The organism is Pseudomonas sp. Sample_9 (genome assembly GCF_004307535.1).
GTDB lineage: Bacteria > Pseudomonadota > Gammaproteobacteria > Pseudomonadales > Pseudomonadaceae > Aquipseudomonas > Aquipseudomonas mercuritolerans.
The window spans coordinates 12,682-24,275 of record NZ_RAZO01000510.1 but is presented as its reverse complement, the minus strand read 5'-3'; the positions used below and the strand labels follow the sequence as shown (position 1 = coordinate 24,275).

Sequence of the window (11,594 nt, the reverse complement as noted above, 5' to 3'; positions counted from 1 at the left end):
AACGCAAGCAGGCCATTCGCGCGGCGGACGACGCGCCGAAAGGCAAACCCGAAGAGCCGCCTCCACCGCCGTGGATGCAGTGATCGCGTGATGAAAAACCCGGCTTCGGCCGGGTTTTTTGTGCCTGCGCATTTCCCGCAAACGCGAGCATGCCCTTGTAGGAGCTGCCGAAGGCTGCGATCTTTTGCCTTTGCTTCAAGGACAAGATCAAAAGATCGCAGCCTTCGGCAGCTCCTACAAGGATCGTATGTGAGTACCCCACGCAACACCCACCTGATCGTAACCGCCCGGCTGATCTCCGATTTCGGCGCCTTCCTCAACATGGTCGCGCTGGCTACCTACGTCTACCTGCTGAGCAACAGCGCCATGAGCGTCGGCATTTTCCTTGCCAGCCGTGTCGGTGGCGGAATCTTCGCCAGTCTGATCGGCACACGCTTCTACCGGCGCTGGCAGGGCCGCGCGTCGCTGATTGCTTTCGATCTGTTGCGCGCCGCACTGCTGGGGCTGCTGTTGATCACACCGGCGAGTCAGCAGGCATGGCTGTTGCCCTTCATTGCCTTCGGCCTCGGCTTGGGCAATTCGATGTTCGCCATCGGCCTCAACAGCCAATTGCCGCGCTTGATCGCGCCGGCGCAGTTGCTCAAGGCCAATGCCTGGATCACCTCAGCCTCTTCAGCCGCCATGGTCGGCGGCAGTCTGGTGTCGGGGTTGCTGGTGGCTGCTTTCGGTTTTGAAACGGTCTTCGCCCTCAACGCGCTGACCTATTTGCTCGCCGCGCTGCTGATCATGCCGCTGCGTTTCGAAAAAACCGATGTCAGCGAACAGCCGGAGCGTGGTGAATGGTTTGCGCTGCGGCAAGGCCTGCGTTCGGTGCCAGTGGTCGCGGCCATGCTCGCGGTGACCATGGCCGACACCTTGGGCAGTGCCGCGCATAACGTCGGCTTCCCGATCATTTCGAAACTGCTCACGCCCGAGGCGGCGAGTACGACCTTGGGCCTGGCGCTTGCGGTATGGGCCAGCGGCAAACTGCTCGGCGCGCGCATCGCCAGTCACCTCAAGGGCTCGGAGAACAGCCACCTCGAAAGACGATTTTTCTGCGGCGTGGCGCTGATGTCCTGCGGGTTCATTCTGATGTTCCAGCAGCACAGCCTCGTGGGGCTGCTGCTGTTCGCCTTGCCGGCCGGGCTTGGTGACGGGGTTTCCGAAGTCAGCCTGATGTCACGGCTGCAACGGGAACCTGCGGCTTTGCGCCTGCCGATTTTCAGCGTGCTGACCTTGCTGCAGATGACCGGATTCGGCATCGGCATGCTGGTCGCCGCGCCGTTCTACGCATGGTGGACGCCGGGGGCCGTGGTCATGCTGTTCCACTGCATTCCCCTCGGCACCCTGTGCTTGGTGACGCTGTTGCGGATCAGGCGCGAGCGGGTTGCGCGCAGCAGCCCGACGCCAGCTCCTTGAGGATCGGGCAATCCGGGCGATGGTCGCCGCTGCAATGCTCGACCAGATCCTGCAGGGTGTCGCGCAACTCGCCGAGCTCGCGGATCTTTCGGTTCAGCTCATCGATGTGCTGGCGCGCCAGGGCCTTCACGTCGGCGCTGGCGCGCTGGCGATCCTGCCAGAGGGTCAGCAGCTTGCCGACCTCTTCCAGAGAAAAGCCCAGATCCCGCGAACGCTTGATGAACGCCAGGGTGTGCAGGTCATCGCTGCCGTACACACGGTAACCGCTGTCAGTGCGATTGGCCGCTTTGAGCAGGCCGATCGACTCGTAGTAACGAATCATTTTTGCACTCAGGCCACTTTGTCGAGCCGCTTGGCCGATGTTCATCGGTGTTCCTCCAGGTCCTTGGGTTTCCAGGTTTTCAACAGTAGCGCATTGCTCACCACGCTGACGCTCGACAGCGCCATCGCCGCGCCGGCCAGCACCGGATTGAGGAAACCGAACACCGCCAGCGGAATGCCGATCAGGTTGTAGACAAAGGCCCAGAACAGGTTCTGGCGAATCTTTGCGTAGGTCTTGCGGCTGATCTCCAGCGCTGCCGGCACCAGCCGCGGATCGCCGCGCATCAAGGTGATGCCGGCCGCATGCATGGCGACGTCGGTGCCGCCGCCCATGGCGATGCCGATGTCGGCGGCGGCGAGGGCCGGGGCGTCGTTGATACCATCGCCGACCATGGCGACCACGCCGGTTTTCTTCAGCTCGGCGACGGTCGCGGCCTTGTCGGCAGGCAGCACTTCGGCGTGGACATTTTGGATGCCCAGAGCCTCGGCCACCACCCGTGCGCTGCCGCGATTGTCGCCGGTCAGCAGGTGGCTCTGGATATCCCGCGCGGCGAGTTGTTGCACCGCTTGCAGAGCGCCGGGTTTCAGCGTGTCACCGAAGGCGAACAGGCCCAGCACCTTCGGCTGAGGACTTTGTTCAATCAGCCACGACAGTGTCCGACCTTCGCGTTCCCACGCTTCGGCGGATGTGCTCAATTCACCGGCACTCAAGGCGCTTTCGTCGAGCATCCGCCGATTGCCCAGCGCCAGGCGCCGGCCATCCAGCGTGCCGGCGATGCCGCGTCCGGTCAGCGACTGGCTGTCGCTGACATCGGGCACGTTCAAGCCGCGTTCGGCGGCGGCATCCAGCACCGCTTTGGCCAAAGGATGCTCGCTGCCGCGCTGCAAGGCACCGGCCAGTGTCAGCAGATTGTTTTCGTCGCCATCGACCGCGCTGAAGTGCGCGATACGCGGCGCACCCGAGGTCAGCGTGCCGGTCTTGTCGAACACCACACTGCTGACTTCATGGGCGCGTTCCAGCGCTTCGGCATCCTTGATCAGAATGCCGTGGCGTGCGGCGACGCCGGTGCCGGCCATGATCGCCGTCGGGGTGGCGAGGCCGAGGGCGCACGGGCAAGCGATTACCAGCACAGCGACGGCATTGATCACCGCCGTTTCCAGCGGTGCGCCGTACAGCCACCAGCCGATCAGCGTGGCCAGGGCGATCAGCAATACGGTGGGGACGAAGATCTGGCTGACCTTATCGACCAGTTTCTGGATCGGCGCTTTCGCCGCTTGCGCGTCTTCGACCAGACGAATGATCCGCGCCAGCACGGTTTCCGCGCCGAGGGCCTGGGTGCGCACCAGCAAACGACCCTCGCCATTGATGGCGCCGCCGGTGACCTTGTCGCCCGCTTGTTTCGGCACTGGCAGGCTTTCGCCGCTGATCAGCGCTTCGTCGGCGTGGCTCTGGCCTTCGACGACTTCGCCATCCACCGGGAAGCGTTCGCCGGGTTTGACCAGCACCAGATCGTCGAGGCGCAGGGCGCTGATCGCAACGTCTTGCTCACGCCCGTCGATAACTTGAATCGCGCGCTCCGGCCGCAACGCTTCGAGGGCGCGAATGGCGCTGGCGGTCTGGCGTTTGGCGCGGCTTTCGAGATATTTGCCGAGCAATACCAAAGCGATGACCACCGCCGAGGCCTCGAAATACAGATGCGGCATGCGTCCGGCGGCGCTGGCCCATTCATAGATACTCAGGCCATAACCGGCGCTGGTGCCGAGGGCGACGAGCAGGTCCATGTTGCCGGCGCCGGCGCGCACGGCTTTCCACGCCGCCACATAAAAGCGTGCGCCGAAGATGAATTGCACGGGGGTGGCGAGGGCGAATTGCACCCAGGCCGGGAGCATCCAGTGAATGCCGAACGGCTGCAGCAACATCGGCAACACCAGCGGCAGAGCGAGGGCGATCGCGCAGATCAATGCCCAGCGCTCGCGATGCAGGCGTTTTTGCTGGTCATCGGACTGTGGCCGTTCAGCTTGCCAGACGCTGGCCGAGTAACCGGCCTTGCTCACCGCGGCGAGCAGGGTTTGCGTATCGACCTGGCCGAGCAATTCGAGGTGCGCACGTTCATTGGCCAGATTGACGCTGACGCTGCTCACGCCTGGGACTTTGTTCAGGGCGCGTTCGACGCGACCGACGCAGGACGCGCAGGTCATGCCGTCGATGCTCAATTCGATAGTTTGCCGAGGCACGCTGTAACCGGCGCGCTCCACGGCTTGCATCAGCGCCGGCAGGCTGTCGCCGGGCGCCTGCACCCGGGCCTGTTCGGTGGCGAGGTTGACGCTGACGGCACTGGCGCCGCTGACCTTGCGCAGCGCCCGCTCGACACGCCCGGCGCAACTGGCGCAGGTCATGCCGGCAATCGGCAGATCGAAAGTGGTGGATTCGGACATCGGTCGCGCTCCCTGTAGTGGATGTCTACAGGATCAACCTTGCCATGCGGGCAAGGTCAAGCGCCATTCTTGTGGGAGCGAGCCTGCTCGCGAATGCGGTGCATCATTCAGCAATCATGTTGGCTGACCCGGCGCTTTCGCGAGCAGGCTCGCTCCCACAGGTCGAGGCGGTTGCTCAATAACCCAGGCCTGCAGGTTTCAGGTACACGCCTTCGGCATTCATCGCCAGGCGGAACTTCAGAACATCACCGGCATGCAGCACGACTTCCTGCGAACCCGGTGCGAGCATGCCGGGATTGCAACCCGGCGCCTGGCCCGGCAGCAGTTTCAGGCGCAGCGAAACCTTGCCCGGTGGCAGGTTGAACGACGTGCTCTGCTCCTGAAACAGGCGCGCCGAGAGCTGGTCCTGGATGTACACGCCGATTTCGCACGAGGTCGCCACTTCGAGGCGCTCGCGGGAAATGATCAGTACCGCGTAATCCTCGCCGGCGGCTTGCACCTGCGGGACAGCGGCGAAAAGGCTGAGCAAGCCAAACAGGCTCAAAGCTGACCAGCGCATGGCTGAACCTCCTGAATTCGAGTCATTGATGCATGCAGCTTGGCCGAGCGCGACGCCGATTGCCAGCCCGGCAGTTTTTCGCAGAACTTGACCTTGCCATCGTGGCAAGCTCAAGACTGCCGACAACCTCACTCAAAGGAGTCTTCCCATGCAAGTGTTCAACGTTCAAGGCATGTCCTGCGGTCATTGCGTCAAAGCCATCACCACTGCGGTGCAGGCCCTGGATCCGGCTGCCAGTGTGCGCGTCGATCTGGCTGCCAGGGAAGTCGGCGTCGAGAGCGCGCTGAGTGCCGACCAGGTGATCGAAGCGATCCGCGAAGAGGGTTATGAGGTGAAGCTCGTCTGAAATTGATCGTTAGCGAGCTATCGGAATGTTCAAGGCGTCCGGGCGCGGCTAGACTGTCGGGCTGCGACTTGCCCACCTGGATGCCTGATGAACTTCCGCACGATTTTGATACTCGGCGCCTTGAGCGCCTTCGGTCCCTTGGCGATCGACTTCTATTTGCCTGCGTTCCCAGCCATGGCGCTGGCGTTCGGCACCGATGAGCAGCATGTCCAGCTGACGCTGGCGGCGTACTTCCTCGGTCTGTCGCTGGGCCAATTGGCTTACGGGCCGATTTCCGATCGTTTCGGCCGGCGGCTTCCGCTGCTCAGCGGCGTTGCTCTGTTCACCCTGGCGTCACTAGCCTGCGCCTACGCGCCAAGTCTGGAATGGTTGATCGGCGCGCGCTTCGTCCAGGCACTCGGTGGTTGTGCGGGCATGGTGATTTCCCGTGCGGTGGTTGCCGACAAGTGCGACGCGGTGGGCTCGGCGAAGGTGTTTTCGCAACTGATGCTGGTGATGGGCCTGGCGCCGATTCTGGCGCCGATGCTCGGTGGGCTGCTGGTCAATACCACGGGTTGGCAGTCGATCTTTCTGGTGCTCACCGGATTCAGTGCGGCGGCGGGTCTGGCGGTGGCATTGGGGCTGCCGGAAAGCATGCCGGCCCACGTGCCGCGTCAGCCGTTGTCCGGTGCATTGCGCCAGTACGGGCGACTGGTCAAGGATTCGGTCTACCTCGGCCACGCCCTGACCGGCGGCATCGCCATCGCCGGCATGTTCGCTTACATCGCCGGTTCACCGTTTGTGTTCATCAAGCTCTACGGTGTACCCGCCGAGCACTTCGGCTGGCTGTTCGGCACCAACGCGGCGGGCTTCATTCTGGTGGCGCAGGTCAATGCGCGTCTGCTGGCCAAGCGTGGTCCGGCATTTTTGCTGGTGCGCGCGGTGTGGGTGTACTTCCTCGCCGGGCTGACGTTGCTGGCGGTGAGCGCGATGCGTCCAGAGGCATTGTGGCCGTTGCTGATTCCGCTGTTCATCTGCATTGCCAGCCTCGGCTGCATCATTCCCAACGCCTCGGCTTGCGCAATGAACGGTCAGGGCGCCCGCGCCGGCAGTGCGTCGGCGATGCTCGGTTGCCTGCAATTCAGCATCGCCGCCGGTGCCGCCGCGTTGGTGGGGGTGTTGCACGATGGCAGCGCCGTGCCGATGGCCATGGTCATCAGCCTGTGTGGTTTGCTGGTGGTGAGCGTCGCGCTGCTCACCCGGCGCTTGCAGAATGCCCGGGCGCTGGCGCAAGCCCAGGTCTGAACGCTCGACTTTGGAACTCAGCTGGCGGCGCGCTGCTGGCTGGGTTCGGGAATCCGGTGGGGCGCGCAGAGTCGCGCTTCGAGGGTACGAGTGAAGGCCAGCGCCTCGGCTTCACTGCGAAAGGTCACGACATGCTGGTCCAGGCGCACTTGCCATTGAGACTTTGCCACTTCTTTTATCAGGATCTTCATTGCTGACCTCCCTTGCGTAAAAGATGTATCGCAGAGGCTTCGATTGTAGACCCCGATACCCGCGCAATTGTGACAAGGGTCAAGCAACCGACTGACGGCAAAAAGCCCCGCAACCGCTCTGGCATCACGAGCGGTTGCGAGGCTTTATTTTTTTAGAAACCTTCTAAAACAATTTTCCCCTTGGCCTTGCCGCTTTCCAGCAGCTCATGGGCGCGGCGCAGGTTGGCGGCGTTGATCACACCGAAGTGCTCGCCCAGGGTGGTCTTCAAAGTGCCGGCGTCAATCAGCTCAGCGACGCGGTTGAGCAGCTTGTGCTGTTCAATCATGTCCGGCGTTTCGAACAGCGAGCGGGTGTACATGAACTCCCAATGCAGCGACAGGCTCTTGCGCTTGAGCAGGCCGATGTCGAGGGACTTCGGATCGTCGATCAGCGCCAGCTTGCCTTGCGGTGCGAGGGCTTCGACCAGTTGCGCCAGATGCTGGTCGGTCTGGGTCAGGCTGGCGACGTGGGTCACGCTGTCGATGCCGGCGCGCTTCAATTCTTCGCTCAGTGGCTGGCTGTGATCGATGACCAGATCGGCACCGAGTTCACTGACCCAGTCACGGGTTTGTGGGCGCGAAGCGGTGCCGATCACTTTCAGACCGGTCAACTGTTTGGCCAATTGGGTCAGGATCGAGCCCACGCCGCCCGCCGCACCAACGATCAGCAGGCTCTGGCCTTGATCATTGCTGCCTTCGCTGATTTGCAGGCGCTCGAAGAGCAATTCCCACGCAGTGATCGCGGTCAGCGGCAGCGCAGCGGCTTCGGCAAAACCGAGGGACTTGGGCATGTGGCCGACGATGCGCTCATCGACCACGTGCAACTCGCTGTTGCCACCGGCCCGGGCAATCGAACCGGCGTAGAACACCTTGTCGCCCGCCTTGAACAGGGTGACGTCGCTGCCGACCGCCTTGACCACACCGGCAACGTCCCAGCCCAGCACTTTCGCCGCGCCGTTTTCCGGCGCCACGTTCTGCCGCACTTTGGTGTCGACCGGGTTGACCGAGATGGCTTTGACCTCCACCAAGAGGTCGCGCGGGCCGGCGAGCGGTTCTGGCAGTTCGATGTCCTGCAGGGACTTGGCGTCGCTGATCGGCAGGGACGCGTAATAGGCAATGGCTTTCATAAGTGGCTCCGTACAGTTGATAGAAGGAATCAGGCAATCGCGCCGAGACGTTTGAGCTGGAAGTGTTCGATGGTGTGGCCTGCGCTGGCCTGAAACTTCTGAAAATGCGCGCTGGCGTTGTGCGCCTCAAGAATCTCGTCACTGGCCCACTGTTCGATGACATAAAAAACCTGTGGATCGGCAAGGTCGCGGTGCAGGTCGTACTGGCCACAACCCGGCTCGGCGCGGCTCGGTTCGACAAGGGCACGCAGCGCCTGTTCGAGAACGTCCTGCTGGCCGGGCTTGGCGGTCAGAGTAGCAATAGCGGTAAAGGGCTGTGACATGCGCGGACTCCAGAGAATCGGGATGAATTTGTCGGAGGCCATCATTGGCTATTTCTCTGCGCGATAAAACCGGCTAAAAGAGCAGTCTCTTTCAATATTTTTTTGATAATCGAGGCTGCGCATGCTGCGTTTTGATGATTTGCAGTTGTTTGTCCGCGCGGCGGATCTGGGCAGCCTGTCAGCGGCGGCACGGGTGATGGACATGTCCGCGGCGGTGGCCAGCGCGGCCTTGAAGCGCATCGAGCAGCAACTCGGTGCGCGGCTGCTGGCGCGGTCGACCCGCAGCCTGCGCCTCACCGCCGAGGGCGAAGGCTTCCTTGAATATGCCCGTGCCGCCCTGAGCAATCTCGACGAGGGGCGTCGACTGCTCGCCAGCCGTCAGGATCAGGTCAGCGGGATTTTGCAACTGTCGGCGCCTTCGGATTTCGGGCGCAATCTGCTGCTGCCGTGGCTCGACGCGTTTCAGCGTGAGCACCCTAAGCTGACGGTGCGCCTGCTGCTTGGCGACCGCATCGCCGACCTGTTCCGGCAGCCGGTGGACATCGCCCTGCGCTATGGCGAGCCGGAGGACTCCAGCCTGATCGCCTTGCCCATCGCACCGCACAATCGCCGCGTGTTGTGCGCATCTCCTGACTATCTGGCCCGGCATGGCGAGCCGCGCCAGCTCGAGCAACTGGCCCAGCACAACTGCCTTCTGTACATGCTCGGCAGCCGCGTCCACGACCACTGGAGTTTTCACGATGGCAAGCGCGAAGTCGGCCTGACCGTGAGTGGCGACCGCTTCAGCGATGACGCCGACGTCGTGAGATTATGGGCGTTGGCCGGTGCCGGCATTGCCTACAAATCCTGGCTGGACGTCGGCACCGATGTGCTCGCCGGGCGCCTCAAGGTGCTGATGCCGGAACTGCTGTGTGAGCGCGCACCGCTGAATCTGTTGTGCGCCCATCGCGCACAATTGAGTAAGCCGGTGAACCTGCTGAGGGAGATGCTCGCCAGTCGTTGCGCCGAATTGAGTAGTCAATTTCCCGCTTTTCTCAAAGTCGATCATTAGTCGCAGGCAAATAGAGAAATTTCTGTCAGGAACAATCGCCACCTGCGCAGGCCCAGGCGCAGGACGTCTGGCTTAACCCGCTTATACTAGCGCCCGCCTCATGCCTGCACTGACACCCGGCGCGCAGACCCCGTAACGCGTTGCCGGCTTTTGGTGACGGTTGCTACTTCTGCTGCCAGGTTGTGTGCCGGAGCAGCTGGTGTCGGTGGCATCCCTTGCTCCGATCCAGGGCGATATTCGCGTGTTGGCCGATGCCCTATAAGCGGCCAAGATGTCTCCGAGCGGTAGACGATACGATTCAACAGGGAGTGAACATATGGAACATGCACCGTGCATCAGCCAGATCGCGACATTGCTGGCCGACCCCAAGCGCAGCGCGATGATGTGGGCGTTGATGGATGGCTCGGCGCGGCAAGCCGAAGAGCTGGCGCTGCTGGCCGGGCTCTCGCCGTCGTCGGCCAGTGCGCATCTGGGGCGATTGTCCGCAGGGGGTCTGTTGAACGTCGAAATGCGTGGGCGCAAACGCTTCTTTCGCCTGGCAGCGCCGGAAATCGGCGCGGCGATCGAAGCTTTGGCCAGCGCCACCATTGCCAGCGCGCCACGACAAGTGCCCGCTGCGCTGAAACGCACCATGCCGATGGTCAGGCCGCAGGCGGCGCCGTCTTCGCTGTTGCGCGCGCGGTTCTGCGACGACCATCTGGGCGGCACCCTGGCGGCCGACCTGTATCAGCGCCTGCTCGATGCCGGCTGGATCGAACAGCTTGAACAGCGGGTGGTGGTGACGCACAAGGGTTCCACCCAACTGGCGCAGCGCGGTGTGTTCATCCAGGCCCTGGCCCACCGCAACGTGCAGGTCGCCTGCGCCTGCCCGGACTGGAGCGAGCGTCGTCCGCACATGGGCGGCTCACTGGGTGCGGCGCTGTTGCAGTTGTTCATGCAGTCCGGCTGGCTGACCTTGCCCAACGATTCCCGCGCCTTGCAGTTGACCGCCACCGGTCAGCGCGAAATCCATCGCTTTGCCAAGGAAACCGAGCTGGAAACAGCATTCTAGAGCGCTGCTCTGCAATGAGCTGGCGGGCAGCGTCGCGCACGACTGTGAACAGGTCGCATCCAGTACGACCTCCGAATGACCATCACGCACACTCGATCCGGGGAATTTTTCGGATGGGGGAGCGCAACATGAATACACAACACTTCAGTGCGGCTGAGCGCCTGGAACGGCTGCCGCTCAGTGGTTATCACCGCGTCATTTTCATCATCATTGCGCTGGCGTTTTTCTTCGATTCCATGGATCTGGCGATGATGACTTTCCTGCTCGGCTCGATCAAAGCCGAGTTCGGCCTGAGCAGTGCGCAAGCCGGCCTGCTCGCCAGCTCAAGCTTTTTCGGCATGGTGCTGGGGGCGTCGTTGTCAGGGATGCTCGCCGACCGCTTCGGGCGCAAACCGGTGTTTCAGTGGAGCATCGTGTTGTGGGGCGTGGCCAGTTACCTCTGTTCGACAGCGCAGACGGTGGAGACATTGACGCTGTTCCGCATCCTGCTGGGGATCGGCATGGGCATGGAGTTTCCCATCGCACAGTCGATGCTGTCGGAATTGATTCCGGCGCAACGACGCGGGCGCTACATCGCCCTGATGGACGGCTTCTGGCCGCTGGGTTTTGTCGCGGCGGGCGTGCTCTCGTACTTCCTGCTGCCGCTGATTGGCTGGCGCGATATCTTCCTGGTACTGGCGGTGCCTGCGGTATTTGTCCTGGCGATCCGCTTTTTCATCCCTGAGTCACCGCGATGGCTGGAACAGGCCGGGCGCGACGCCGACGCGGACAAAGTGTTGAACGGCATTGAAGCGCGGGTGCGTGCTTCGCTGGGCGGTGCAGCCTTGCCGGAACCGGTTCGTTTGCCACGCACGGTGACGCCACCGGGCAATTTCTTCTCGGCACTCAAGCAGATCTGGTCGCCGCAATATCGCCAGCGCACGACGATGATCTGGAGTCTGTGGTTCTTCGCATTGCTGGGTTTCTACGGGCTGACTTCCTGGCTCAGCGCATTGCTGCAGCAATCGGGTTTCGCCGTGACGCAGTCGGTGTACTACACGGTGCTGATCTCGCTCGGCGGGATTCCCGGCTTCCTCATGGCGGCGTGGCTGGTCGAGCGTTGGGGGCGTAAACCGGTGTGCATCGTCACCCTGCTCGGCGGCGGGGTGATGGCGTTTTTGTATGGGCAGAGCGCGGTGTTCGGCGGCAACGTGGCGCTGCTGATCGGTACCGGATTGTTGATGCAGTTTTTCCTGTTCGGCATGTGGGCGGTGCTCTACACCTACACGCCGGAGCTGTACCCGACTTCGGCACGGGCAACCGGCTCGGGATTCGCCTCGGCGATCGGCCGCGTCGGCTCACTGCTCGGGCCACTGGTGACCGGGCTGGTGTTCCCGATTACCGGGCAGGGCGGGGTGTTCGCGCTGGG

Annotated in this window: 13 protein-coding genes; 6 read left to right on the top strand and 7 right to left on the bottom strand. The window is 62.9% G+C overall.

What is annotated here, in order from left to right; genetic code table 11:
• A partial coding sequence (locus tag D6877_RS29705) for a hypothetical protein (protein WP_206663004.1) occupies nt 1-211 on the bottom strand: 211 nt, incomplete at its 3' end.
• Nucleotides 212-249: 38 nt separating this feature from the next.
• Between D6877_RS29705 and D6877_RS28995 the strand changes: the two genes are divergently transcribed.
• Nucleotides 250-1,458 carry an MFS transporter gene (locus D6877_RS28995; RefSeq protein WP_130912911.1) on the top strand — a complete coding sequence of 403 codons (1,209 nt, stop codon included), beginning with the start codon at nt 250-252 and terminating at the stop codon, nt 1,456-1,458.
• On the opposite strand, the gene cueR is transcribed toward D6877_RS28995, so the two are convergent.
• The 3 genes from cueR to D6877_RS28980 all read right to left on the bottom strand — a co-directional run bounded on the left by cueR (nt 1,412) and on the right by D6877_RS28980 (nt 4,774).
• Nucleotides 1,412-1,825 (bottom strand): Cu(I)-responsive transcriptional regulator, encoded by a 414-nt coding sequence (cueR, locus tag D6877_RS28990; RefSeq protein ID WP_130912910.1) that lies wholly within the window; start codon nt 1,823-1,825, stop codon nt 1,412-1,414. The two genes, D6877_RS28995 and cueR, sit on opposite strands and share 47 nt — an antisense overlap.
• Nucleotides 1,822-4,215, bottom strand: coding sequence for a copper resistance metal-translocating P1-type ATPase CueA (cueA, locus tag D6877_RS28985; RefSeq protein ID WP_130912909.1), 2,394 nt, complete (start codon nt 4,213-4,215; stop codon nt 1,822-1,824). The genes cueR and cueA overlap by 4 nt, the downstream gene beginning before the upstream one ends.
• Nucleotides 4,216-4,390: 175 nt before the next feature.
• Nucleotides 4,391-4,774, bottom strand: a complete 384-nt coding sequence (locus D6877_RS28980; RefSeq protein WP_125917565.1) for a hypothetical protein — start codon at nt 4,772-4,774, stop codon at nt 4,391-4,393.
• A gap of 148 nt (nt 4,775-4,922) precedes the next feature.
• Between D6877_RS28980 and D6877_RS28975 the strand changes: the two genes are divergently transcribed.
• Both D6877_RS28975 and D6877_RS28970 read left to right on the top strand, forming a co-directional pair.
• A complete protein-coding gene (locus tag D6877_RS28975) occupies nt 4,923-5,120 on the top strand; it encodes a cation transporter (protein ID WP_130912908.1) in 198 nt (65 codons plus the stop codon).
• 87 nt (nt 5,121-5,207) lie between these two features.
• Nucleotides 5,208-6,404 (top strand): multidrug effflux MFS transporter, encoded by a 1,197-nt coding sequence (locus D6877_RS28970; protein ID WP_130912907.1) that lies wholly within the window; start codon nt 5,208-5,210, stop codon nt 6,402-6,404.
• A gap of 17 nt (nt 6,405-6,421) precedes the next feature.
• On the opposite strand, the gene D6877_RS29500 is transcribed toward D6877_RS28970, so the two are convergent.
• From D6877_RS29500 to D6877_RS28960, 3 genes are all read right to left on the bottom strand, one after another.
• Nucleotides 6,422-6,595 carry a hypothetical protein gene (locus D6877_RS29500; RefSeq protein WP_178083772.1) on the bottom strand — a complete coding sequence of 58 codons (174 nt, stop codon included), beginning with the start codon at nt 6,593-6,595 and terminating at the stop codon, nt 6,422-6,424.
• 152 nt (nt 6,596-6,747) lie between these two features.
• Entirely contained in the window at nt 6,748-7,761 is a 1,014-nt protein-coding gene (locus tag D6877_RS28965; protein ID WP_130912906.1) for a zinc-binding alcohol dehydrogenase family protein, read from the bottom strand.
• A gap of 29 nt (nt 7,762-7,790) precedes the next feature.
• Nucleotides 7,791-8,084 carry a putative quinol monooxygenase gene (locus D6877_RS28960; protein WP_130912905.1) on the bottom strand — a complete coding sequence of 98 codons (294 nt, stop codon included), beginning with the start codon at nt 8,082-8,084 and terminating at the stop codon, nt 7,791-7,793.
• 121 nt (nt 8,085-8,205) lie between these two features.
• Here D6877_RS28960 and D6877_RS28955 point away from each other — a divergent pair, with 121 nt between their 5' ends.
• The 3 genes from D6877_RS28955 to D6877_RS28945 form a co-directional block, all read left to right on the top strand.
• The gene (locus D6877_RS28955) at nt 8,206-9,135 is read left to right on the top strand and encodes a LysR family transcriptional regulator (RefSeq protein WP_130912904.1); all 930 of its coding nucleotides are present in this window, start codon (nt 8,206-8,208) and stop codon (nt 9,133-9,135) included.
• A gap of 316 nt (nt 9,136-9,451) precedes the next feature.
• Entirely contained in the window at nt 9,452-10,186 is a 735-nt protein-coding gene (locus tag D6877_RS28950) for a helix-turn-helix transcriptional regulator (protein WP_130912903.1), read from the top strand.
• A 128-nt stretch (nt 10,187-10,314) separates the two neighbouring features.
• Nucleotides 10,315-11,594: MFS transporter (locus tag D6877_RS28945; RefSeq protein ID WP_130912912.1), on the top strand; the 1,280-nt coding region annotated here is incomplete at its 3' end.